This window comes from Stenotrophomonas sp. YJH_SMC_48-3, from assembly GCF_059369375.1.
Genome location: NZ_JCAFSQ010000010.1, coordinates 140362 through 163861, shown reverse-complemented (window position 1 = coordinate 163861; position 23500 = coordinate 140362). Strand labels below are relative to the sequence as shown.

Sequence of the window (23500 nt, the reverse complement as noted above, 5' to 3'; positions counted from 1 at the left end):
GCGCGCGAGGGTGACGATCTCAGCGCACGCGCGTCGATCAGGCATCGACGCGCTTGGAGCCCACGGCCAGGCCGGCCTTCAGGCTGGCCTCGACGAACTCGTCCAGGTCGCCGTCGAGCACCTTCTGCGTATCCGAGCGCTCGATGCCGGTACGCAGGTCCTTGATACGGCTCTGGTCGAGCACGTAGTTGCGGATCTGGCTGCCCCAGCCGATGTCGGACTTGGTGGCTTCCACCGCGTCCTTCTCGGCGTTGCGCTTCTGGATCTCCAGCTCGTACAGCTTGGCGGCCAGCATCTTCATCGCGTTGTCGCGGTTCTGGTGCTGGCTGCGGCCGGTCTGGCAGGCCACGACGATGTTGGTCGGGATGTGGGTGATGCGCACCGCCGACTCGGTCTTGTTGACGTGCTGGCCACCGGCACCGGACGAACGGTACACGTCGGTACGCAGGTCGGCCGGGTTGATGGTGATGTCGATGTTGTCGTCGATTTCCGGCGACACGAACACCGAGGTGAAGCTGGTGTGGCGGCGGTTGTCCGAGTCGAACGGCGACTTGCGCACCAGACGGTGCACGCCGGTCTCGGTCTTCAGCCAGCCATAGGCATAGTCGCCTTCCACGCGCAGCGTGGCCGACTTGATGCCGGCGACGTCGCCACCGGACACTTCCATCAGTTCGGTCTTCCAGCCGCGCGACTCGCACCAGCGCAGGTACATGCGCAGCAGGATCTCGGCCCAGTCCTGGGCTTCGGTGCCGCCGGCACCGGCCTGGATGTCGACGAACGCCGCCGCATTGTCCATCTCGCCGGAGAACATGCGCTGGAACTCCAGCTTCTCCACGTGGGCCTGGTGCTTGTCCAGGTCGGCGACCACGGCCAGGGCGGTGTCCTCGTCCTGCTCGGACTCGGCCAGCTCCAGCAGCTCGGTGGCATCGTTCAGGCCATCGAGCACCGAGGCGATGCCGCCCACGGTCTTTTCCAGGCTGGAACGCTCGCGGCCCAGGTTCTGGGCGTATTCGGCGTTGTTCCAGACGTCGGGGCTTTCCAGCTCCCGCGTTACTTCTTCAAGACGCTCTTTCTTGGCGTCGTAGTCAAAGATACCCCCGAAGCGACAGCACGCGATCGGTCAGATCGGTGATGCGCTGGCGGACAGGATTCAGTTCGATCATGTCGGCGGTTATGCATTCAAAAGATGACTGGTAATGATACCGCAGGCTGCGGGTACCCGGAATGAGGGCCTCACCCTGCCCCCAGCGCCTGCCGCAGCAGCGGCAGCTGGCGCCGGCTGCACGGCACTTTCGCCCCGTCGGCCATATGCAGCAGGGCCTCGCCACCGTCCAGCGGCTCGATCGAGCGCAGCTGGCCCCGATGGATCAGCCAGCTGCGGTGCGGGCGCAGGAACTCGCCCGGGTCGAGCCGCTGCTCCAGCACTGCCATGGTGATCCGCAGCGGATAGTCGTGGCCGCGTACCCGCAGGTTCACATAGTTCCCTGCGGCCTGGGCGTACTCCACGTCCGCCGTGGCGACCAGGAACTCCTTGCCCAGCTTGCGCACCAGGAAGTGCTGGGGTCGCTCGACCGGCTCCACCGGCGGGCCGACGTCCGGCTCGGCCAGCAGGCTCGCCTCGCCCTGCCTGCGCCGGCCGAACCAGCTGGCGAAGTGCTCCAGTGCCACGAACATCGCGAACGTGCGCACATCCTTCAGGTATTCGTAGGCAAAACGCTCCAGCCATCCCGCATCGTCCTGGTAGCGGTAGCCCAGCGATACATAGGCCAGGTGCCGCAGTACCATCATCCCCACCACGTGCAGTAACGACCAGCCCACGCTGGCCAGCAGGTAGAGCGGCAAACGCTGCTTCCAGGTATCGGCATGCAGCGGCCAGCGCTCGCAGCCCCACCACAGCAGCGGCAGGGTCAACAGGATCAGGGCGAGGCTGCTGAATTCCCAGATCATCGGCTCCCACAGGCCGAGATCGCTGCCCCGCCGCGAGGCGTCCATCACCTCAACCAGCGCGCTGGTCACCGCCGAGGCCGACAGGATCGCTGCCCAGACCAGCAGCCGGGTGGTGGTGCGCCAGCGCGGTGGTCGGCCCTGGGTCATTGCTGCATCCATGTCGTTGCGGTGCTCCAGCCTGCCTCAATGGCCAAAGGGTAGCGGCTCCATTGGTCACACCACCCCCGCCATTGGTCACTGCGCGGGTTCCGGCAGCCCCTTGGCAGTCGCTGCACGGACCGGGCGGCGTCACCTTGGGTCGACTCTCCGGCACACCACCACCATGACCCGACGCCACGACATCGACGCCCTGCGCGTGTTCGCCTTCGCCCTGCTGATCCTCTACCACACCGCCATGGCCTATGTGGACGACTGGGGCTTCCACCTCAAGAGCGTGCATACCGCCGAATGGCTGCAGTGGCCGATGCTGTTCGTCAACCGCTGGCGGATGTCGCTGCTGTTCCTGATTTCAGGCATCGCCATCGCGCTGATGCGGCCGGAAGGCAGGCTGCTGCGCTTTGCCGGCCTGCGCACGTGGCGGCTGCTGCTGCCCCTGCTGTTCGGCATGTTCGTGATCGTGCCGATCCAGCCCTACTGCGAGGGCGTGGCCAACGGTCATGTTGCGCCCGGCTTCGGACATTTCCTGCTGCGCTACTGGCAGGTGCGGCCGTGGCCGGAAGGCAGTTTCGCAGGCTGGCAATACGGCATCACCTGGAACCACCTGTGGTACCTGGCCTATCTGTGGAACTACACGCTGGCCCTGGCCCTGCTGATGCCATTGCTGGGAACGGCCGTGGTGCGCCATGCGATCGCGTTCTGCGCCGCCTCGCCGATACTGCTGATCGGAATTCCTTCTGCGCTGCTGCTGGCCTGGGTGATCTGGCTGGAGCCGGTCTATCCGTCCACCAATGCCCTGCTTGGCGACTGGTACCAGCACGCGAAGTACGCGACAGTGTTCCTGGCCGGCTACCTGCTAGGTCGCGAGCCGGTGTTCTGGCAGCGTGTGGTCTTCCTGCGCCGCACCACGCTGTGGCTGGCGCTGGCGGCGGTCGGCTGGTATCTGGGGTTGCGCATCCTCGGTCAGGTGCTGCCGGCTGACTCCTCGCTGCGGCAATGGCCTGAAACGTTCTGGGACCTGCAGGGCAGGGCCAGCCAGTCGGTGTATGTCTGGACCGCGCTGCTGGCCATCCTCGGCTGGGGCAAGGTCTTCCTCGACCGCCCGTTTGGCTGGCTGCCGTACTGCACCGAGGCAATCTATCCCTGGTACATGCTGCACCAGAGCCTGATCATCGTGCTGTTGTTCTGGCTCAAGCCATTGCAACTGGGTTCTTGGCTGGAGCCGTCGCTACTGCTGGGCGGCACCGTCGGCGGCTGCCTGCTGATCCACGAACTGCTGATCCGTCGCGTGCGCTGGCTGCGGCCGCTGTTCGGCCTGCGTGCGAATCCGCCAGCGTGGCCGGTTGCACACGCTGCGCGGTTGTAGAGCCGAGTCCACGCTCGGCTGCTTCTGCCCTGAGCCGAGCATGGGCTCGGCTCTACACGTCCACCGGCCGGCAATCCACTTCTGGCTGGCCACTACTGATGACACTGTCACGGACGCACCAGCGCCGGCGCGTCTTGGCTGACGTGCTGGCTGGCTGATAGACCAGCATCGATGCTGGGGACTCCCCACGGGACCTCGTACGGGCAACGGATACGCAGCATGTTCATGGCATTTGCAACTATTCGCATTGGAAGCTCAACAGCGCCCTGCCAGTGTAGGAAGTCGCCTTTTCGACGGAAGGCACTTTTTGCCGGGAACGCTGCAATGGATCAATCCGACTTCAATCTGCTGGTCGCCTTTGTTAACTCGGAAGAAGCTGCGCTTGCTGAGGAATGTCAAGGCGACATTTACCCGAGCTATCACTACCAACTCGGAGCACTTGCACCGAAAGCAGGTCGCCACTTGTCTGGGGATCTGCTGCAACGTTTCTACTTCCACTGGCTGCGCGTGGGTGACTGGAAGGTCGCCGGACTCCCTGAGAGAGACTTTCCCACCCTTGTTGCAGCCTATCTGGAACTCACAAAGCTCCCGGTGGGCTACTACACGCGCCAAGCCAGCCGCAGCCTCGAGCACCTGTTCTGCTTCGGCTTCAACGAGCATGGCGAGCTGCCAAGTGGCACGGTTGCAAATGCAGCGGATCTGAAACAGCGCACCCGTCTGGTGGAGCATTGCAGGAAGTACCAATCGTTCCATGCCCAGCGAGAGAAGGTCGAAAAATTCCTTCCATTCCGCTCGTCGGCCCCGATCATTCTCGAAGCCGGCCGATCCCTGCAACACGATATCAAGGAAATGGGGCCAATCCTCTATTGGGGCATGGCACTCATTGCACAACTCAATGAGGACACGCGCATCCAGATGGCACATGACCTGATGGTCAGGAAGTGGTCTGGAGACGGAGATCGAAGCCACGCGCTCTCCGTGCTTTACCTGACTGCCGAAGCCGCCCGACCACACTGCGCGGAGAACACCGAGTACGCCGCTCTTTGTGAAAATCTGGCGCAACTGCATGACATGCGGATCATGGCGGGGGACGCTGTCCGGCTGGTGCAGCGCCAGGGTTGGCGCGTGCAGAACATCCGAGACTGGAGCGCCAGAATCACCCTCTATCAGGACGGCGAGTACAGCAGCGAGAGCGGGCATCCTCGGATCAGCCTGACCCTCAACAGTTGGCCTGACAGCCCTTGGTCAATCAACCTGACCTCGGGTGATGGCTCCTACGTCGCCTACCGGGACACACCCACCAGCAACGACTTCCAGTTGCCGCCAATCATCGGCGCCACGCTTGATCACTTTCCCGAATGGGTCAAGCAGATAAGTACAAGCCTGGGTATCAATTTGGTTCCAGGCACGGATTCGGTTGCGTCTGCCCACAAGAATCGCACGCTGGCCAGACAACTAGACGCTTGGATGCGCGGAAAATAGCAGTGTAGAGCCGAGCCCACGCTCGGCTGCTTCTGCCATGAGCCGAGCGCGGGCTCGGCTCTACATTGAGGCAGTCGAGCAAGCTCGACTCCACAGGGGCGTCCGAGTGATCAACGCACCTCGAATTCGCCCACCAACACGGTTTCGGCGCGATCCTTGAGGCGCATCGTCACCATCTGGTCCTTCTGCTTGGCCGTGCCCCAATGGGTGGTAAGGCGCAGCATCAGGGTTGTCGCACCGGTCACCAGCTGCTGGCGGCTGCCGAAGTAGTTCGCCTCCACCTTGTACTTGCCCGGCTTGGCATTGCGTAGCGAGAACTGCTCGGGACCATAGCCGCCGGTGAAGTCCTGCGACATCTGCCCGCCCTGGTAGGTCAGGCGGTTGCCGTAGTAGGCGCGCTCGCCGTTCGGGTCGGTCACCCACAGGTCCATGTCGCTGTTGTCGGCATCCCACGACAGCACCACCCGCAGGTCCAGCGGCATCGCCTGCAGCAGGCGCGGGTCGATGCTGGTGGTATCCAGCCGGGGCGTGCTGCCGGCCACCAGGTTGGTCAGCTCATCCAGCGCGATCAGGGCGATGCCATCGAAGCGGCTGTCCCACGGCCGCACCACCACCTGGTACAGCGGCGCCAGCGCCTGCTGCGGCTTGCCGGCCGCCGCCAGTGCCAGGCCGAGGTCGCGGAAGCTCTGCGGTTCTTCCTGGCCCATCGCCAGCACCTGCTCGAACACCGGCACCGCCAGCGCGGGGGCATCGGCCTGCATCAGCCGATAGCCGAGCACGCGCAGCAGGTGGCGATTGTCCAGGTCCATCTCGGCCAGGTTCGACAACACACGCAGCGCCAGGTCGCGCTGACCCTGCGCCAGCAGCAGGTCGGCCACGTCCAGGAAGAATGCGCTGCTGTCGGCGTGGGCATCGCGCTCGGCCAGGTAGCGGTCATACAGTTGCGACGGCGGGCCCTGGCGCAGGCGCCGGGCGATGGCCGAGTCTGGCTGCCAGGCCGCCAGCTGGATGCCGAGCTCGCCCTCGTTGGCGGCAGCGGGCGCAGCGACACGGCCACCCGTGACCGTGATTGAATCCAGGGCCTTGTTCGATGCAGGCGCCGAGCGACGTGCACGCGCGCTGCTGGCTTCCATGCGCTGCTCGGCGGCGGCCATCGGGGCCGGGGCGGGCGGTGCCGCAGGGGCCGGCGCGGCGAGCATCGCCACCGGCGCCGATTCCATCGCGTAGTCCGCGGAGGCCACTTCCAGTGCCCCACCCTTCACCTGCGGCGGCATTCCCTTCGGCCAGCTACGGTTCCACCACTGCTGGCGCTCCTTCCAGTGTGCCGCCACTTCATCCAGGCGCTGGCGATCAGCAGCGGCGCGGTCTGTCACCTGCCGTGCGAACCGCGCGTCGTAGTCCGCGCGCAGCTTGCCGGACGGACGGATGGCATAACGCAGGTAGTCCTCCAGCGTCTCCAGCACGATCAACGAGGTGTCCGGCCCGACCAGGCCAAACTGCTGCGACAGGCGCTGCATGGCCTCGCGGTTGCCGCGGCGGTCGACGGCCAGTTGCTGCAGGCGCGCCTGCGCCCACAAACCGGCCAGCAGTTCACCGTCCTTGCTCTTCTGCGTCGCTGGCAGCGCTTCCCACTCACCGTCGCCAACGCGCACCCGCATCGGCACACCGTCGGCTGCCAGTCGTGCGTGCAGCCACAGCCAGCCGTCGGCTTCACTGCGCCGATCGATCACTACATCCTGCACGCCGCGTCCCGCATCGACCTGCACATCCAGCGGCGATGCCAGCAACGCGTGCGCCGCCGCATCGACATCCTTGCCCAGCGCGACGAAGCGACCGCCATGCGCCTCACTCCAACCCCGCAGTCGCACGGCATCGGTGCGCGCGCCGGCGCTGCTGACCGCAAACAGGCGCTGATCCGGCGCCAGCGTCGGCAGCTGCTCCGAGCCGTAGGTCAGCAGGCCATCGCTGACCAGCAGGTACTCCTTCACACTCGACTGCGGCTGCCACTGGGCCAGCGCGCTGGCACCGTCCGGGCGCACCGCCTGCAGTGCTGCGCGCAGCTCGCTCCAGTTGCCCGCGCGGATACGGAATCGCCGCACCGGTTCGGCGCGATCGCGCAGCACGGTCAACGCCACGGTGCCGTCACCCAGCGCGGCGAAATAGCGATCCAGCAGGGCGAACTCACGTGTGCGATCGCGCTGACCCGCCGAGCCGGAACCGTCCCACAGCAGCCCGACGTCGCTGGGCAGCGTGCGCGGCCCGTGACTGAGCGGCGCCGGCAGCTGCGCCAGCAGGTAGTTGCCATCCTGCCAGGGCGCTACCTGCACCTGTGCCTGTCGTACTGCGGGCAGGCTCCACTGCAGCTGCGACGGCAGCTGCGTGCCCTTGCCCTGCCACAGCAGCTGGCCCGCGCTGATGCGGAAGGGCGCCGTACCCGCGGCCGTCGCGCCCGGGGCCTGCAGCTTCAGTTCAACCGAGGCTGCACCGGCGGCGAACTGCAGCGGCAGCGTCCACTGCCAGCCTTGGCCGTCGAAGGCCAACGGCTCACGCATCACCAGCTGCACGCGCCGACTGCCACCGGCCGGCAGCGGGTAGATGCGCAGGCGGAACTGGTTGCCGGCGGTCTGTTCCAGCAGCCCCGGGTCGACGCCACGACGGGCGATCTCCTCGAACACCTGGCGGCCGCGGTCCTTGGGCACCGGCACCGCGTCACGCATCTCGCCGTTGATATCCAGCGCGAAGCCGCTGATCTGCTGGCCATCGGCCAACGGGAACTGCAGCTCACCCTCCAGCACGCGCCGGTTCGGGTTATGGAATTCCAGGGTGATCCGGGTCTGAGCGATGCCGGCCTGCACCTCGCCCTCGATGCGGGCGTGTCGTAATTGAACCGGCTGCTCAGCCGCCGGCGCGATCAGCAGCGGCGTGGCGGCCTGCGGCCGGGAGATCGTCGGCGACTGTGCGCCAGCGGGCCAGGCCGCAAGGGCCAACAACAACACAGTGCAGCAACGGGCGAAGACCATGACCGGGCTCCAGTGGGATCGTGGACCTTTGAACGCACCAGCAACCGTAATGGGGTTGGCGCCCCCCCAAAAAGGGGACGGAGGGGATTAAGTCGCAATTGGCATACAAGGCAAAAGCGGCTTAATCCCCTCCGTCCCCTTTTTCTATGCGGGCAGGCAGTGCTCCACGATCAGCTGGATGGCGCTGCCGCCGCGATAGTCGTCGCAGGCCAGCCGGTAGGCCAGGTGGACGTGACGTGATGGCGCGTTACCGTGCCAGCCGCCGAAATGGATGGCGTTGATGGTGCCGGGTACGCCCGGCAGGCGCAGCTCCAGCTTGAGGTGGCGCTCCTTCAGCACGCGCCAGTTGGCCACTTCGAAGTAGCCGTCGAACAACGGTTCGGGGAAGCCCTGGCCCCAAGGTCCGGCCAAGCGCAACGCGTCGGCGTGGCGATGGTCCAGCTCGTCCGCGGCCAGCTCGCCGTCACTGAGCACCTGCTGCTGCAGTGCCGCCGGATCGAGCATTTCCAGCACCACCGCGACGAAGGCGGCCTTGAAGTCATCGACGTGGTCACGCCGCAGGCTGAGGCCGGCCGCCATGGCGTGGCCACCGAAGCGTTCGATCAGGCCCGGATGGCGCGCATCGACCAGCGCCAGGGCGTCACGGATGTGCAGGCCGGGAATGGAGCGCGCCGAGCCACGCAGGGTGTCGGCGCCCGGTTCGGCCGGGGCAAAGGCGATCACCGGGCGATGCAGGCGATCCTTCATCTTCGAAGCGACCAGGCCGACCACACCGGGATGCCAGTCGGCATCGAACAGGCAGGCCGCGACCGGTCGCTGACCGGCCATGTCCAGCACCACGCGGGTCAAGGCCTGCTCGGCGTCGTCAGTCATCGACTGCTGGACGGCGCGCCGTTCCGAGTTGATCTGCTCCAGCGTCTGCGCGATCTCCCGCGCCTGGCGCGGGTCTTCGGTCAGCAACAGCGCGATGCCCAGCGCCATGTCTTCCAGCCGGCCCGCCGCGTTCAGGCGTGGGCCGAGTGCGAAGCCGATGTCGGTGGCGGTCAGCCGCGCCGCGTCACGGCCGCTGGCTTCGATCAGCGCTCGCAGGCCGACACAGCCCTGCCCCGCGCGCAGACGGCGCAGGCCCGCGCTGACCAGTGCCCGGTTGTTCGGATCCAGCGCCACCAGGTCGGCGACGGTGCCGACCGCCACCAGGTCCAGCAGCGTGGTGAGGTCCGGCCCCTTGCCATCGGCGAAGACGCCGGCCTCGCGCATGTGCCGGCGCAGCGCCATCAGCACGTAGAAGATCACGCCGACGCCGGCCAGCGACTTGCTGGGGAAGGCATCACCGTCGAGATTGGGATCGACGATGACATCGGCCGGCGGCAGCTGCGGCCCGGGTAGGTGATGGTCGGTGACCAGCACCTGCCAGCCCCGCGCCTTGGCCGCGGTCACGCCCGCATGGCAGGCGATGCCGTGATCGACCGTGACCAGCAGGTCCGGCTGCAGCGCGGCCAGCTCTTCCACCAGCGACGGTGACAGGCCATAGCCATGCACCATGCGGTTCGGCACCGCGTGGAAGACGTGTTGCGCACCGAGCATGCGCAGACCGCGCACGCCGACCGCACAGGCGGTGGCGCCATCGCAATCGAAATCGCCGACCACCAGGATGCGCTTGTCGTTGGCGATGGCCTCGATCAGCAGACCCACCGCATCATCGATGCCGGTCAGCAGCTCAGGCGCGTGCAGATTGCCCAGCTTCGGCTGCGCCAACTCCGGTGTACCTGCGCCACGGCTGGCATAGAGACGCGCCAGCAGCGGCAGCGTGCCCTCCGGCCAACTGCCGGGTACGACCGCATCGCGGCGGCGGATCATCGGCGTATCAGAGGCGGGCTGCACAGCATCGGCGGCAAGGGACATCGGCATCGCCGGTTACGAAAGACCTGCACATCATAACGTGCACCACTCTCCCAGTCGGCTGCCGCTGCTGACGAGGCACCTTGGCTCTTCAGCCAGCAGCATTTGGATTTCACGACCGCATCTTCCATGCTTGCCTGCCCTGGAACGGACTTCCATCCATGACCCGCACCCTGCTGACCGCGCTGATGGCACTCACCGTGGCGCCGGCCGCCCACTCCGCCACGCCTGAGCCCAGGCCCGGGGTCGAATTCGAACACAACGACTGGTCGCTGGCCTGTGACAACACCCGCACCTGTCGCGCCGCCGGCTACAGTCCGGAACAACCCGGCAACCTGCTCAGCCTGATGCTGGAGCGCGCCGGCGGCCCGGGTACGAAGGTGCTCGCGCGGCTGCGCAATGGCGAGAATGGCGAAAGCCCGACGCCGACCGGGGCGCTGCGCCTGCGCCTGAACGGCAAGGACCTGGGCCCGGTGCGCGACACGGGCGACGGGGAAAAAGTTTTATTGCAGCAGGCACAGACCGATGCACTGGTCGCCGCACTGCCGCGCCAGGCACGCATCGAGATCATCGACGGCAAGGGCAAGGCGTGGCCGATCTCCGACAGCGGTGCAGCGGCCGTACTGCTGAAGATGGACGAGGCCCAGGGCCGGCTGGGAACGCCCGGTGCGCTGGTACGGCGTGGCGACAAGCCCGAAGCAAGCGTGCCTGCGGCGTTGCCGGTGCCAGTGATCGTGCGCGGCACGCTCGTGGCATCGCGCGCCTCGGACGCGGCACTGGCCAAGGCACCGGGCCTGCGCAAGGCGCTGATCGCCAGCCTGCCGAAGCCGGATGAGTGCGGCCGCCTGAGCGATGGCGGGACAGATGAGATCGAGATCCAGCGACTGGACGCCCAGCATGTACTGGCAAGCACCAGTTGCTTCGTGGGTGCCTACAACATGAGCAACGCCTACTGGGTGGTGCGAGACAAATCGCCGTACCAGGCGATCTTTGTCACCAACCTGGCCGAAGATTTTGACCGCGATGACGCTACGCTGCGAGGCCGCTCCCGAGGCCGCGGTGTCGGCGATTGCATCTCCGCCAATGACTGGGTGTGGGACGGGGAGCGCTTCGTGAAGAGCAGCGATTTCACGACGGGCCAGTGTCGCAATATGCTCGGCGGGCACTGGACACTGCCGACGGTGGTCAGCGAGGTCCGTTGAGGCGCCGCTACCTGCGATAGTGCCGCCCGCTGGCCGGCAACCCCGGCAAACCCTGGGGGTCAGCGCCGTTTCCGATGGAAAACGGATCCGACCCCGCTCGGCCGAGCCCCGATCAGTCGTGAAGCTGGCGCGGCTTCTTCCAGAACTGCCAGCGCTGTCCGCGATCCAGCTGGAACTGCAGGCCGTCCTCGAAATCCAGCACCAGCCGCTGCAGCTCGCCGCGCTTCAGCGCGGCCAGCAGCGGACGGATCGCATCGTTGCCGAGCTGCTGCAGGGAACGCAGCTGGCGCAGGTCGACCAGTGCATCCACCGCCTGCTCGCCATCGACGGCTACGCCAGCCGCCAGGGCCAGGCCCTGCAGCAGGGCATCGCGGCTGCGCACCTGTGCGTGCGGCGTGCTGACCGACACCGGCATCACGCCACCGCCCCAGAACCACAGCGAATTGATCGGCTGTTGCCCCTGCGCGGCGCGCTGCTGGTTCCAGGAATGGTTGTGCAGCAGCACCTGCGCCTCGGTCATCAGCGCCCGCCAGCGACGGCCGCCCTCGCCCTCCGGCAGGTGCGAGAACAGGTCATCGCCCAGCACCTCGTCCGGACTGTCGAAATCCGGCAGGGCCAGGTCGATCGGAAGCCGCAGGTACCAACGCGAGGGATCGGGTGCGTCGAGCACGAATCCGGCATCGGCGAACAACGGCTGCAGCACCGGCAGCAACGCCAGGCTGTCGGCCAGGGTCGGCCGCAGCGTTTCGCCGTAGGCCATCATCCGCGCCCCGTGCATGTCCGGCACCATGCAGGCTGGATCGGCACGCAGCCAGCTGGCGCCGGCGGCATCACCGACGTCACGCTGGCGGGTCAACGCGGCCACCGGCCAGTGCGGCGCGGCAACCGCAAAATGGCGCGTCAGCTGCGCGCGTTCGCCCGGCGCGACCTGCACGGTCGTGGCACGGCCGAGCGCACGCGCCACATCGTCCGGCAGCGCAGCCGCGGCAAAGCGGCTGCGTGCAGGCAACAGCAGGGTCGCCGTCGCCACGTGGTCAGTCCACGTAGCTGACGCTGACGATCTCGTACTCGCGCTGGCCGGCCGGGGCGTCGATCACGATCGAATCGCCTTCCAGCTTGCCGATCATCGCGCGCGCCACCGGCGAGGAAATCGCGATCAGGCCCAGCTTGATGTCCGCTTCCAGGTCACCGACGATCTGGTACTTCTTCTCTTCGTCGGTTTCCACGTCGGCCAGCGTCACGCTGGCGCCGAACACCACCTTGGAGCCGGCGTTGAGCTTGCTCACGTCGATGATCTCGGCGTGCGACAGCTCGCCTTCCAGCTGCTTGATGCGGCCTTCGATGAAGCCCTGTTCCTCGCGCGCGGCGTGGTACTCGGCGTTCTCCTTCAGGTCGCCATGCTCACGCGCTTCGGCGATGGCGGCGATCACCTTCGGGCGCTTGACCGACTTCAGGTGATCCAGTTCGTCGCGCAGCTTCTGCGCGCCCTTCATCGTGATGGGGGCTCTCATGCATTCAACTCCTTGTGCAGCTCCTGCAGCGACCAGACGGGGCCGGTGCCGCGGAATTCCAGTGAATCCACCAGCGCCTTGGCGCCGGCAATGGTGGTCGAGTAGGTGACGCGATGCTGCAGCGCCTCGCGACGGATCGAGAACGAGTCGTTGATCGCCGAACGACCTTCGGTCGTGTTGACGATGTAGACGATCTCGCCGTTCTTGATCGAGTCGACGATGTGCGGACGGCCTTCGACCACCTTGTTGATGATCTCGCAGTCCATGCCGTGCTGCTGCAGCCACGCGGCAGTGCCACGGGTAGCAACCAGGCTGTAGCCACGCGCCAGCAGCGCCTTGGCCACCGGCAGCACGCGCTTCTTGTCCGGATCGCGGACCGAAACGAAGGCCTTGCCGACCGGCGGTGCCTTGATGCCACCGGCTTCCTGCGCACGCGCGAAGGCGGCGTTGAAGCTGCGGCCCACGCCCATCACCTCACCGGTGGAGCGCATCTCCGGCCCGAGGATCGGGTCGACGCCCTGGAACTTGGCAAACGGGAAGATCGCTTCCTTCACCGAGTAATAGTCCGGCACGATTTCCTTGGTCGCGCCCTGCTCGGCCAGGCTCTTGCCGGCCATGCAGCGCGCGGCGATCTTGGCCAGCGGCATGCCGGTGGCCTTGGACACGAACGGCACGGTGCGTGAGGCACGCGGGTTCACTTCCAGCAGGTAGATGGTGTCGGCACCTTCGTCGCTGGTCTGGATCGCGAACTGGGTGTTCATCAGGCCGACCACATTCAGGGCCTTGGCCAGCTCCACCACCTGGCGGCGCAGCTCGGCCTGGGTTTCAGCGGACAGCGAGTACGGCGGCAGCGAGCAGGAGGAATCGCCCGAGTGCACGCCGGCTTCTTCGATGTGCTCCATCACGCCACCGATCAGGACGTTGCCATCCTTGTCGGCGATGATGTCGACGTCGCACTCGACGGCGTTGTCGAGGAAGCGGTCCAGCAGCACCGGCGAATCGTTGGACACCTTCACCGCGTCGCGCACGTAGCGGGCCAGGTCGGCTTCGCCGTAGACGATCTCCATCGCACGGCCGCCCAGCACGTAGCTCGGGCGCACCACCAGCGGGTAGCCGATCTCGCGGGCCAGCAGCAGGGCTTCCTGGTCGTTGCGGGCGATGCGGTTCGGCGGCTGCTTCAGGCCCAGCTTGTCGACCAGCTGCTGGAAGCGCTCACGGTCTTCGGCCAGGTCGATCGAGTCCGGGCTGGTGCCGATCACCGGCACGCCGTTGGCTTCCAGCGCGCGCGCCAGCTTCAGCGGGGTCTGGCCGCCGTACTGCACGATCACGCCCTTCGGCTGCTCCAGATCGACGATTTCCAGCACGTCTTCCAGGGTCAGCGGTTCGAAGTACAGGCGGTCGGAGGTGTCATAGTCGGTCGACACGGTTTCCGGGTTGCAGTTGACCATGATGGTTTCATAGCCATCCTCGCGCAGCGCCAGTGCCGCATGCACGCAGCAGTAGTCGAACTCGATGCCCTGGCCGATGCGGTTCGGGCCACCACCCAGGATCATGATCTTGTCGCGGTTGCTCGGCGCGGCCTCGCACTCGTCCTCGTAGGTCGAGTACAGGTAGGCGGTACCGGTGGAGAACTCGCCGGCGCAGGAGTCCACGCGCTTGTAGACCGGGCGCACCTTGTGCGCACGACGCAGCGCGCGGATGGCGGCTTCATTGGTGCCGGTCAGCTGCGCCAGGCGCGCATCGGAGAAGCCAGCGCGCTTCAGCTTGCGCAGGCGTGCGGCGTCCAGCGCGTCGATGCCACCGGCAGCGACTTCGCCTTCTGCAGCGATGATTTCCTCGATCTGGTCCAGGAACCAGTGGTCGATGAACGACAGTGCGTAGATCTCTTCCACGCTCATGCCGGCGCGGAACGCGTCGGCGACGAAGAACAGGCGCTCCGGGCCCGGCGCCTTCAACTCGCGGCGCAGGGTCTGCAGGTCGTCTTCGTTGGCCAGGTCCAGGCCGGTCGGGTCGAAGCCGACCTTGCCGGTTTCCAGGCCACGCAGGGCCTTCTGCACCGACTCCTGGAAGGTACGGCCCATCGCCATCACCTCGCCCACCGACTTCATCTGGGTGGTCAGGCGAGCGTCGGCGGCCGGGAACTTCTCGAAGGCGAAACGCGGGATCTTGGTGACGACGTAGTCGATCGACGGCTCGAACGAGGCCGGGGTCAGGCCACCGGTGATCTCGTTCTTCAGTTCGTCCAGGGTGTAACCCACGGCCAGCTTGGCGGCGACCTTGGCGATCGGGAAGCCGGTGGCCTTGGAGGCCAGCGCCGAGGAACGCGACACACGCGGGTTCATCTCGATGACGACCACGCGGCCGGTCTTCGGGTTGATGCCGAACTGCACGTTCGAGCCACCGGTGTCGACGCCGATCTTGCGCAGCACGGCGATGGAGGCATCGCGCAGGCGCTGGTATTCCTTGTCGGTCAGGGTCTGCGCCGGGGCCACGGTGATCGAGTCACCGGTGTGCACGCCCATCGGGTCCAGGTTTTCGATCGAGCAGACGATGATGCAGTTGTCCGCAGTGTCGCGGACCACTTCCATCTCGAACTCCTTCCAGCCCAGCACCGACTCTTCCACCAGCACTTCGGTGGTCGGCGACAGTTCCAGGCCACGGCTGACGATCTCGACCAGCTCTTCGCGGTTGTAGGCGATGCCGCCACCGCTGCCGCCCAGGGTGAAGCTGGGGCGGATGATGGTCGGGTAGCCGACGCGGGTCTGGATCTCCAGCGCTTCGTCCAGGGTGTGGGCGACGGCGGCGGTCGGGCATTCCAGGCCGATCTCACCCATGGCCACGCGGAACAGCTCGCGGTCTTCGGCCATGCGGATCGCTTCGCGCTTGGCGCCGATCAGTTCGACGTTGTACTTCTCCAGCACGCCGTTGTCGGCCAGGTCCAGCGCGCAGTTCAGCGCGGTCTGGCCACCCATGGTCGGCAGCAGCGCATCGGGCTTTTCCTTGGCGATGATCTTCTCGACCGTCTGCCAGTTGATCGGCTCGATGTAGACGGCGTCGGCCATCTCCGGGTCGGTCATGATCGTGGCCGGGTTGCTGTTGACCAGCACCACGCGGTAACCCTCGTCACGCAGGGCCTTGCAGGCCTGGGCGCCGGAGTAGTCGAACTCGCAGGCCTGGCCGATGACGATCGGGCCAGCACCGATGATGAGGATGGTCTTGAGGTCAGTGCGCTTGGGCATTTTCTTCTCTAAGTCAGTACAGCGTGACAAGGGGGGTGATCGCACGCTGTCGATCAGGAATCTTGATCCGCAGCGCCGCGCCAGGGGCAGCAGCGATGCGGGGTTTACGGTCCATCGCGACGCCACCGGCAGGCCGGCGGCGTACTGATCACGCCTTGGCCTGCTCCATCAGCGCCACGAAGCGGTCAAACAGCGGACCGACATCGTGCGGGCCCGGGGATGCTTCCGGATGGCCCTGGAACGAGAACGCCGGCACGTCGGTGCGGGCGACACCCTGGTTGGTGCCGTCGAACAGCGAACGGTGGGTCACGCGCAGGGTCGGCGGCAGGGTTGCTTCATCGATCGCAAAACCGTGGTTCTGCGAGGTGATCATCACCCGGCCACTGTCCAGGTCCTGCACCGGGTGGTTGGCACCGTGGTGGCCATGGCCCATCTTCATGGTCTTCGCGCCAGAGGCCAGGCCGAGCAGCTGGTGGCCCAGGCAGATGCCGAAGGTCGGGATCTTCACGTCGATGAAGGCCTTGATCGCGTCGATGGCGTAGTCGCACGGTTCCGGGTCACCCGGGCCATTGGACAGGAACACGCCGTCCGGCTTCAGTGCCAGCACTTCGGCGGCCGGGGTCTGCGCCGGCACCACGGTCACTTCGCAGCCGCGCTCGGCCAGCATGCGCAGGATGTTGGTCTTCACGCCGAAGTCGTAGGCCACGACCTTGAACCGGGCCGGCACGCTGACGAAAGCATTGGCATCCAGGTCCAGCTGGCCCTCGGTCCAGGTGTAGGTCTTCTCGGTAGTGACGACCTTGGCCAGATCCATGCCCTTCAGGCCCGGGAACTTGCGGGCGGCTTCCAGTGCCTTTTCCACGTCGATGTCGCCGGCCATCAGCGCACCGTTCTGCGCGCCCTTCTCGCGCAGGATGCGGGTCAGCTTGCGGGTGTCGATGCCGGCGATGGCGACCACGCCCCGCTGGATCAGCCAGTCCTGCAGCGACAGCTGGCTGCGCCAGTTGCTGGGACGGCGCGGGACGTCGCGCACGATCAGACCGGCCGACCATACCTTGGACGCTTCATCGTCCTGGTCGGTCATGCCGGTGTTGCCGATATGCGGATAGGTCAACGTGACCATCTGCCGGGCGTAGGACGGGTCGGTCAATACTTCCTGATAGCCGGTCATGGCGGTGTTGAACACCACTTCACCGACGGACAGGCCGGGCGCGCCTACGGATTCGCCCTCGAATACGGTGCCGTCTTCGAGGACGAGGATTGCGGCTTGGGTCACGGGAATCTCACTTTGGCTACCGAGGGGGCTGCCGAAGTCACGCCTGCGCTTCACGGAAATCCGGTTGCAAAAAAGCGCGGACGTGCGGTCTGGGACCGGTCCGGCTTTCGTGATTCGGCGAGTGCGAATTGTAACGCTGCCGGGGCGCTCGCGCCAGCGGTTATCGCGCTTCATGAACAGGCGATTGCGTATTCATTTCAATCCGGCGGCGTATGCGGCGCCCGCTGGTAGCGCCGGGCCATGCCCGGCGAAACCGACACCGACGCCGGGCACGGCCCGGCGCTACCGGTTAACGCGGCCCGTCCAGCAGATCGCGCACCCGGTAGGTGCCCGGGGCCCGGCCCTGCAGCTGGCGGGCGGCGAACAGCGCACCGCGGGCGAAGATGTCGCGGTTGGTGGCCCTATGCACCAGCTCGATGCGCTCGCCCAGCCCGGTGAACTGCACCAGATGCTCACCTACGATGTCGCCAGCACGCAGGCTCGCGTAATGCGGCTCCGCTCCGCCGCGCTGCGCGGCCGCGCCCAGGGTTAGCGCGGTGCCTGATGGTGCGTCCTTCTTCTGCGTGTGGTGCGATTCGACGATATCGCAGTCCCAGCCGGCCAGCGCCTGCGCGGCGCGCTCCACCAGCTCGTCCAGCACCGCCACGCCCAGGCTGAAGTTCGACGCCCAGACCAACGGGATCTTCGCCGCTGCTGCATCCAGCGCCTGCCGCTGCGTGCCGGAGATGCCGGTGGTACCCGACACCAGCCCCGCGCCGCGTTCCAGGCACAGCGCCAGCATCGGGTCGAACCCCTCCGGCAGGCTGAAGTCAATGGCCACGTCGAACACCGGCGCACCGGACAGTTCGCTGGCACCAAAGAACGGCACGCCGTCGACCACGCGCTGCGCCGGCGCACGGCCGGTCACGGCGGCCACGATCTGCAGGGTTTCGGGATGTTCGGCGGCCAGCCGCAGCAGGGCCTGGCCCATGCGCCCGGAGGCGCCGTGAATGAGCAATCGCAGGGGAGTCTGGTTCATGCCTGCAGGCTAGCGGCAGCACGCCTGCTCCGGCAAGCGCCGTCACTGCGACGCTGGGTGACCTTCCGCGCAATGGATGCTCGTTCCTCCCTGGGTACGCCTCGCTTGACCGCACCAGGCGGAGCGCATGCGACACCGTAGATGTCGCGTTTACCACTGGACGCAGAAACGCGGCCACTCAAGGCTGTGGTCCCCTCTTCCGGTCCAGGCAACGCCCATGAAATCCGCGACCGTCTTCAGCAAGTGCGCCAGGAAGACCGGCTATGCCGGGACCACGACCACCCGCTACCGCTTGCTGGATGACGCCCTGCTTGTCGTGAATCACCAACGCGCCAGCGAAAGCCGCGGTTTCTATGTGAATGCTGGACTCTACTTTCCAGAGTTGCTCTTGCACCCCCTCACGCCCGACGATCTTGAAACGGCTTTCAGGTACCGCTCCAGCATCCCCACGCCGCATGTCGACTGGCGTATCGAAGAGACGCCAGGCCTGCGCCGGGCTTTCACCCAGCAGGATCTTCATGACCTGCTCGATGCTGGCGATCGCAACGCGATGAAGCGCCTGCTGCTCAATGCCCTTGCCGACGTGGCGGGCTTCGCAGCGACCCATGGAAATCGCGCCTCGGTACGGCGGATGCAGCAGGAGGGACGCTTTCGCGCGATCATCCGCAAAGAGGTCTGAACCCCGGAATGCGTGCGAACCAAGGTTCGCACCCACAGGCCGAAAGTTCGCACCCGCCGCACAGCCGCCGTCGAGCATGGCTCGACGCTACTTCTTGTTGGTCGGCCCGCAACTGTCGCAACCGCCACAGGCACCGCCACCTCCGCTGGCAGGCGGCGCGATCTTCCGCCCCAGCGCCTGCGCCCAGGCCGCGCGGCCCGGCTTCAGCAGGGCCAGCGCCAAGGCACCGCGCAGCTTGCGCACCGTGCCGGGGAACTGCTTCTTCAGCACCACCCAGGCACTGACCAGCACGGCCACCGCGATGATCAGGTACTGGATCAGCAGCCCGGTATCCATCAGCCACCTCCCAGCGCCCTGGTCACCTGGTAGGTGATCAGCGCCGCCACGTAAGCTGCGGCGAACAGGTAGAACGCGGCAAAGCCCATCTGCTTCCACGAGTTGGTCTCGCGCTTGATGGTGGCCAGCGTCGAGATGCACATCGGTGCGTAGATGTACCAGACCAGCAGCGACAGGGCCGTGGCCAGCGACCAGCCATCGCTGATCAACGGGGTCAGTGCCTGGCTGGCCGCATCGTCATCCGCCGCCGACAGCGCATACACCGTCGCCAGCGACGACACCGCCACCTCACGCGCGGCCAGGCCCGGGATCAGCGCGATGCAGATCTGCCAGTTGAAGCCCAGCGGTGCGAAGAACACCGCCATCGCATGGCCGATCTGGCCGGCGTAGCTATAGTCGATGGCCGGCATCGTGGCGCCCGCCGGCGCCGCTGGGAACGACAGCAGCACCCACAGCAGGATGGTCAGCGCCAGGATGATGCCGCCGACGCGCTTGAGGAAGATCATGCCGCGCTCGTACAGCCCCACCGCCAGGTCGCGCGCATGCGGCAGCCGGTACGACGGAAGCTCCAGCATCAGCGGATGCTCGCTCTTGTCGCGGCGCCACTTCTTCATGATCCACGACATCGCCAGCGCACTGAGGATGCCGGCGGTGTACAGGCCGAACAGCACCAGGCCCTGCTGGTTGAACACGCCCCACACGGTCTTCTGCGGAATGAACGCACCGATCAGCAGCGCGTACACCGGCAGGCGCGCCGAACAGGTCATCAGCGGTGCGACCAGGATGGTGGCCAGGCGGTCACGCGGGTCCTGGATGCTGCGCGTGGACATGATGCCCGGCACCGCGCAGGCGAAGCTGGACAGCAGCGGGATGAACGAGCGGCCAGACAGGCCGGCAGCGGCCATCATGCGGTCGAGCAGGAACGCCGCGCGCGGCAGGTAGCCGGATTCCTCCAGCACCAGGATGAAGAAGAACAGGATCAGGATCTGCGGCAGGAACACGACCACGCCACCGACACCGGCGATGATGCCGTCGGTCAGCAGGCTGGCCAGCGGACCCTCCGGCAACACGCTGCCAACGAGAGTACCGAGCCAGGCGAAGCCAGCCTCGATGCCATCCATCAACGGCGTCGCCCAGGCATACACCGCCTGGAAGATCAGGAACATCACCACCGCAAGGCTGATCAGCCCGAACACCGGGTGCAGCAGCCAGCGGTCCAGCGCGTCGTCGATCTTCGCGGTTCGCGCCGGCATGCGCACGGCGACCGAAAGGATCTCGCGCACCTTGGCGTGGTAGTCGATGCCACCTTCCGGGCCCGGCACCGGCGCATCCAGGTGCGGCACCATCGCATCGAGGCGCTCGACCAAGGCCTTGGCGCCCTGCTTGCGCACCGCCACGGTCTCCACCACCGGCACGCCCAGCTCGCGTTCCAGCGCGGCCACATCCACCTGGATGCCGCGGCGTTGGGCGGCGTCGACCATGTTCAGCGCGACCACCATCGGCTTGCCCAGCTCGCGCAGTTCCAGCGCGAAGCGCAGGTGCAGGCGCAGGTTGGTGGCGTCGATCACGCACAGCAGCACGTCCGGCGCGGCTTCGCCCGGGTAGAAGCCCCGGCACAGGTCGCGGGTGATCGCCTCGTCCAGGCTGGCCGGATGCAGGCTGTAGGCGCCCGGCAGATCAAGCACCGCGAATTCACGGCCGGACGGCGCACGCAGGCGGCCCTCCTTGCGCTCTACGGTGACGCCGGTGTAGTTGGCGACCTTCTGCCGACTGCCGGTCAGCTGGTTGAACAGCGCGGTCTTGCCGCTGTTGGGGTTGCCGACCAGCGCAATGCGCAGCGGGGCGGTGGCAGCGGAAGCGCTCATGCGCGTCGCTCCTGGCGGTTGGCGTCTACCACGACGCGCTTGGCCTCACTGATCCGCAGCGCGAACCGGGTGAACCCGACCTGCACCAGCAGCGGCTCGCCCCCCACCGGACCTTTGGCCACCAGGCGCACTTCCTCGCCATTGACGAAACCCAGCTCGCGCAGGCGACGGGCGATGGCATCGTTGGCGTGCAGGTCCTGCACGGACTCGACCACGGCCGAGGTGTGCAGCGGCAGTTCGGACAGCGTCATCTAGCGTGTTCTCTGCTGGATGTAAATGGTTCTCGATTCTAACATTCCCGCGTCGCGTCATGGCCCATGACCAATGGCCCGCTATGATCCATACAGGTATGGAGTGACCCTGGAATCCCATGAACGATGCTTTGCAGATCGAGCGCCGCGGCGCCGTCATCACCCTCTGGCTGAACCGGCCGGAACTGCACAATGCCTTCGACGCCAGCCTGATCGCCCGGCTGACCGCCGCGCTGGAGGCCGCCGGACGGGACGATTCGATCCGGGCCGTGGTGGTGGCCGGCCATGGCGCCTCCTTCTCGGCCGGCGCCGACATGCAGTGGATGCGCGGCATGGCTGCGGCCAGCGAAGCCGATAACCGCGAGGACTCGCTGGCCCTGGCCCGGCTGATGCGCACCCTGGACGAGCTGCCCAAGCCGACCCTGGCACGGGTCCACGGCGCGGCCTTCGGCGGCGGTGTCGGCCTGGTCGCCTGCTGCGACATCGCCATCGCCAGCACCGCGGCCCGCTTCGGCCTGACCGAAAGCCGCCTGGGCCTGCTGCCGGCGGTGATCTCCCCCTATGTGATCGAGGCCATCGGCCCACGCCAGGCCCGTCGATGGTTCGCCACCGGCGAGCACTTCGATGCCGAGACCGCACTGCGGATCGGCCTGGTCCACCAGCTGGTCGAACCCGAGCGCCTGGACGAGGCGCTGGAACGCCAGCTGGCCCTGCTCGACAAGGCAGGCCCGATCGCCTCGTCCACCGCCAAGCAGCTGGTGCGGCAGGTCCGGGACAGCCATGACCGCGACACCCTGGATCGCGATAATGCCGCCCTGATCGCGCGCCTGCGGGTGTCCGCCGAGGGCCAGGAGGGCCTGGGCGCCTTCCTCGACAAGCGCGCCCCCCATTGGGTCACGGAAGCCTGAACATGCTCGATCATCTTGGTTTGACCAGCGCCGACCTGGCGCGCAGCAAGGCTTTCTTCCTGCAGGCACTGGCGCCACTGCAGATCGGCGTGGTGATAGAAGTGAGCGCCGAACTGACCGGCGACCACGACCACGTCGGCTTCGGCAGCGACGGCAAGCCGTTCTTCTGGCTCGGCAATGGCGGCACCGCCAGCCACGGCGTGCACGTGGCCTTCGCCTGCGCCAGCCGCGCGCAGGTGGACGCCTTCCACGCCGCCGCCCTCACCGCCGGTGGCCGCGACAACGGCGCGCCGGGCCTGCGCCCGTGGTACCACCCGGATTACTACGCCGCCTTCGTGCTCGACCCGGACGGCAACAACATCGAAGCGGTCTGCCATCGCCCCGTCGGCGAGGTGGCTGCATGAGCGACTACGTCCGCATCGTCGAGGTCGGCCCGCGTGACGGCCTGCAGAACGAAAAGCAGTCGGTGTCCACCGCCAACAAGATCGAACTGGTCAACCGCCTGTCGGCCACCGGCCTGCGCAGCATCGAGGCGACCAGTTTCGTCAGCCCGAAGTGGATTCCGCAGCTGGCCGATGCCGCCGAGGTCTACGCCGGCATCCAGCGCCGCCCCGGCATCCACTACCCTGTACTGGTGCCGAACGAACAGGGCTACGACCGCGCCCGCGCGGTGGGCGTGGAGGAAGTGGCGGTGTTCACCGCTGCGTCCGAGGCCTTCAACCGAACCAACACCAATGCCGGCATCGACGAGTCGCTGGCCCGGTTCGAGCCGATCCTCCGCCGCGCCGCCGCCGATGGCGTGCGCGTGCGCGGCTACGTCTCCACTGTGCTCGGCTGCCCCTACCAGGGCGAGGTTCCACTGACCGACGTGGTACGGGTGGCGCGCGCCCTGCACCAGATGGGCTGTTACGAAATCTCGCTGGGCGACACCATCGGCGTCGGCACCCCACGCAAGGCACGGGCGATGCTGCAGGCGGTTGCCGCCGAGATTCCGATGACGGCACTGGCCGTGCACTTCCACGACACCTACGGCCAGGCCATCGCCAACATCGCCACCTGCCTGGAAGAAGGCGTGCGCGTGGTCGACAGCGCGGTCTCCGGCGCCGGTGGCTGCCCGTATGCGAAGGGTGCCAGCGGCAACGTCGCCAGCGAGGACGTGGTCTATCTGCTGCAGGGCCTGGGCCTGGACAGCGGCGTGGACCTGCCGGCACTGGCCGAGACCGGCCGCTGGCTGGCCGGCCTGCTCGGCCGTGCCACCGCCAGCCGCACCGGACAGGCGCTCGCAGCGGCCGGCTGAGCACCCCGCTGCGCCGCTCCTGCCGGGGCGGCGCAGTGCACAACGGCG

At 66.9% G+C, this 23500-nt stretch carries 19 protein-coding genes; 7 read left to right on the top strand and 12 right to left on the bottom strand.

The window, feature by feature from the left end; genetic code table 11:
* Positions 1-37: 37 nt before the first annotated feature.
* Together prfB and AC5P65_RS16240 are read right to left on the bottom strand one after the other, a co-directional pair.
* A protein-coding gene (gene prfB / locus AC5P65_RS16245) for a peptide chain release factor 2 (RefSeq protein WP_014037064.1) occupies positions 38-1163 on the bottom strand; the annotation gives its coding sequence in 2 pieces (ribosomal slippage) (positions 38-1087 and positions 1089-1163; 1125 coding nt in all).
* Positions 1164-1233: 70 nt separating this feature from the next.
* Positions 1234-2094, bottom strand: coding sequence for a LytTR family DNA-binding domain-containing protein (locus AC5P65_RS16240; protein WP_111098913.1), 861 nt, complete (start codon positions 2092-2094; stop codon positions 1234-1236).
* Between the two features lie 175 nt (positions 2095-2269).
* Between AC5P65_RS16240 and AC5P65_RS16235 the strand changes: the two genes are divergently transcribed.
* Both AC5P65_RS16235 and AC5P65_RS16230 read left to right on the top strand, forming a co-directional pair.
* The gene (locus AC5P65_RS16235) at positions 2270-3469 is read left to right on the top strand and encodes an acyltransferase family protein (RefSeq protein ID WP_111098914.1); all 1200 of its coding nucleotides are present in this window, start codon (positions 2270-2272) and stop codon (positions 3467-3469) included.
* A 324-nt stretch (positions 3470-3793) separates the two neighbouring features.
* Complete coding sequence (locus AC5P65_RS16230) at positions 3794-4951, top strand: hypothetical protein (RefSeq protein WP_495215736.1); 1158 nt, start codon at positions 3794-3796, stop codon at positions 4949-4951.
* 110 nt (positions 4952-5061) lie between these two features.
* Here the strand turns inward: AC5P65_RS16230 and AC5P65_RS16225 are convergent, their stop codons facing one another.
* Together AC5P65_RS16225 and recJ are read right to left on the bottom strand one after the other, a co-directional pair.
* The gene (locus tag AC5P65_RS16225; RefSeq protein ID WP_495215735.1) at positions 5062-7971 is read right to left on the bottom strand and encodes a DUF2135 domain-containing protein; all 2910 of its coding nucleotides are present in this window, start codon (positions 7969-7971) and stop codon (positions 5062-5064) included.
* 144 nt (positions 7972-8115) lie between these two features.
* On the bottom strand, positions 8116-9873 hold the full coding sequence (recJ, locus tag AC5P65_RS16220) for a single-stranded-DNA-specific exonuclease RecJ (protein ID WP_111098917.1): 1758 nt from the start codon (positions 9871-9873) through the stop codon (positions 8116-8118).
* A gap of 158 nt (positions 9874-10031) precedes the next feature.
* Here recJ and AC5P65_RS16215 point away from each other — a divergent pair, with 158 nt between their 5' ends.
* A complete protein-coding gene (locus AC5P65_RS16215) occupies positions 10032-11072 on the top strand; it encodes a DUF1176 domain-containing protein (protein WP_111098918.1) in 1041 nt (346 codons plus the stop codon).
* A gap of 112 nt (positions 11073-11184) precedes the next feature.
* On the opposite strand, the gene AC5P65_RS16210 is transcribed toward AC5P65_RS16215, so the two are convergent.
* The 5 genes from AC5P65_RS16210 to dapB all read right to left on the bottom strand — a co-directional run bounded on the left by AC5P65_RS16210 (position 11185) and on the right by dapB (position 18116).
* Positions 11185-12102: a hypothetical protein gene (locus AC5P65_RS16210; RefSeq protein ID WP_019661463.1), complete on the bottom strand. Its 918-nt coding sequence runs from the start codon at positions 12100-12102 to the stop codon at positions 11185-11187.
* 4 nt (positions 12103-12106) lie between these two features.
* Complete coding sequence (greA, locus tag AC5P65_RS16205) at positions 12107-12571, bottom strand: transcription elongation factor GreA (protein WP_026347191.1); 465 nt, start codon at positions 12569-12571, stop codon at positions 12107-12109.
* A gap of 8 nt (positions 12572-12579) precedes the next feature.
* Positions 12580-15822 (bottom strand): carbamoyl-phosphate synthase large subunit, encoded by a 3243-nt coding sequence (gene carB / locus AC5P65_RS16200; RefSeq protein WP_111098919.1) that lies wholly within the window; start codon positions 15820-15822, stop codon positions 12580-12582.
* 148 nt (positions 15823-15970) lie between these two features.
* Positions 15971-17098: a glutamine-hydrolyzing carbamoyl-phosphate synthase small subunit gene (carA, locus tag AC5P65_RS16195; RefSeq protein ID WP_031270821.1), complete on the bottom strand. Its 1128-nt coding sequence runs from the start codon at positions 17096-17098 to the stop codon at positions 15971-15973.
* A gap of 289 nt (positions 17099-17387) precedes the next feature.
* Positions 17388-18116: a 4-hydroxy-tetrahydrodipicolinate reductase gene (gene dapB, locus AC5P65_RS16190; RefSeq protein WP_111098920.1), complete on the bottom strand. Its 729-nt coding sequence runs from the start codon at positions 18114-18116 to the stop codon at positions 17388-17390.
* Between the two features lie 217 nt (positions 18117-18333).
* Here dapB and AC5P65_RS16185 point away from each other — a divergent pair, with 217 nt between their 5' ends.
* The gene (locus tag AC5P65_RS16185) at positions 18334-18795 is read left to right on the top strand and encodes a DUF4304 domain-containing protein (RefSeq protein WP_111098921.1); all 462 of its coding nucleotides are present in this window, start codon (positions 18334-18336) and stop codon (positions 18793-18795) included.
* An 87-nt stretch (positions 18796-18882) separates the two neighbouring features.
* On the opposite strand, the gene AC5P65_RS16180 is transcribed toward AC5P65_RS16185, so the two are convergent.
* The 3 genes from AC5P65_RS16180 to AC5P65_RS16170 are packed head-to-tail and all read right to left on the bottom strand — an operon-like array spanning position 18883 to position 21247.
* A complete protein-coding gene (locus tag AC5P65_RS16180) occupies positions 18883-19131 on the bottom strand; it encodes a DUF6587 family protein (protein WP_021204545.1) in 249 nt (82 codons plus the stop codon).
* Complete coding sequence (gene feoB, locus AC5P65_RS16175; RefSeq protein ID WP_111098922.1) at positions 19131-20996, bottom strand: ferrous iron transporter B; 1866 nt, start codon at positions 20994-20996, stop codon at positions 19131-19133. Before feoB ends, AC5P65_RS16180 begins: the two co-directional genes overlap by 1 nt.
* Complete coding sequence (locus tag AC5P65_RS16170; protein ID WP_021204543.1) at positions 20993-21247, bottom strand: FeoA family protein; 255 nt, start codon at positions 21245-21247, stop codon at positions 20993-20995. Before AC5P65_RS16170 ends, feoB begins: the two co-directional genes overlap by 4 nt.
* 119 nt (positions 21248-21366) lie before the next feature.
* Here AC5P65_RS16170 and AC5P65_RS16165 point away from each other — a divergent pair, with 119 nt between their 5' ends.
* From AC5P65_RS16165 to AC5P65_RS16155, 3 genes are read left to right on the top strand one after another with little or no spacing between them, the layout of a single operon-like run.
* A complete protein-coding gene (locus AC5P65_RS16165; RefSeq protein WP_019661454.1) occupies positions 21367-22155 on the top strand; it encodes an enoyl-CoA hydratase-related protein in 789 nt (262 codons plus the stop codon).
* Positions 22156-22157: 2 nt separating this feature from the next.
* On the top strand, positions 22158-22559 hold the full coding sequence (locus AC5P65_RS16160) for a VOC family protein (protein WP_111098923.1): 402 nt from the start codon (positions 22158-22160) through the stop codon (positions 22557-22559).
* A complete protein-coding gene (locus tag AC5P65_RS16155) occupies positions 22556-23452 on the top strand; it encodes a hydroxymethylglutaryl-CoA lyase (protein WP_111104150.1) in 897 nt (298 codons plus the stop codon). Before AC5P65_RS16160 ends, AC5P65_RS16155 begins: the two co-directional genes overlap by 4 nt.
* Positions 23453-23500: the final 48 nt, after the last annotated feature.

Bases quoted from the DNA above. Each gene is read 5' to 3' on its own strand.
- AC5P65_RS16240 (WP_111098913.1), bottom strand. From the start codon at position 2,094: ATGACCCAGGGCCGACCACCGCGCTGGCGCACCACCACCCGGCTGCTG.
- AC5P65_RS16235 (WP_111098914.1), top strand. From the start codon at position 2,270: ATGACCCGACGCCACGACATCGACGCCCTGCGCGTGTTCGCCTTCGCC.
- AC5P65_RS16230 (WP_495215736.1), top strand. From the start codon at position 3,794: ATGGATCAATCCGACTTCAATCTGCTGGTCGCCTTTGTTAACTCGGAA.
- AC5P65_RS16225 (WP_495215735.1), bottom strand. From the start codon at position 7,971: ATGGTCTTCGCCCGTTGCTGCACTGTGTTGTTGTTGGCCCTTGCGGCC.
- recJ (WP_111098917.1), bottom strand. From the start codon at position 9,873: ATGTCCCTTGCCGCCGATGCTGTGCAGCCCGCCTCTGATACGCCGATG.
- AC5P65_RS16215 (WP_111098918.1), top strand. From the start codon at position 10,032: ATGACCCGCACCCTGCTGACCGCGCTGATGGCACTCACCGTGGCGCCG.
- carB (WP_111098919.1), bottom strand. From the start codon at position 15,822: ATGCCCAAGCGCACTGACCTCAAGACCATCCTCATCATCGGTGCTGGC.
- dapB (WP_111098920.1), bottom strand. From the start codon at position 18,116: ATGAACCAGACTCCCCTGCGATTGCTCATTCACGGCGCCTCCGGGCGC.
- AC5P65_RS16185 (WP_111098921.1), top strand. From the start codon at position 18,334: ATGAAATCCGCGACCGTCTTCAGCAAGTGCGCCAGGAAGACCGGCTAT.
- AC5P65_RS16180 (WP_021204545.1), bottom strand. From the start codon at position 19,131: ATGGATACCGGGCTGCTGATCCAGTACCTGATCATCGCGGTGGCCGTG.
- feoB (WP_111098922.1), bottom strand. From the start codon at position 20,996: ATGAGCGCTTCCGCTGCCACCGCCCCGCTGCGCATTGCGCTGGTCGGC.
- AC5P65_RS16170 (WP_021204543.1), bottom strand. From the start codon at position 21,247: ATGACGCTGTCCGAACTGCCGCTGCACACCTCGGCCGTGGTCGAGTCC.
- AC5P65_RS16165 (WP_019661454.1), top strand. From the start codon at position 21,367: ATGAACGATGCTTTGCAGATCGAGCGCCGCGGCGCCGTCATCACCCTC.
- AC5P65_RS16160 (WP_111098923.1), top strand. From the start codon at position 22,158: ATGCTCGATCATCTTGGTTTGACCAGCGCCGACCTGGCGCGCAGCAAG.
- AC5P65_RS16155 (WP_111104150.1), top strand. From the start codon at position 22,556: ATGAGCGACTACGTCCGCATCGTCGAGGTCGGCCCGCGTGACGGCCTG.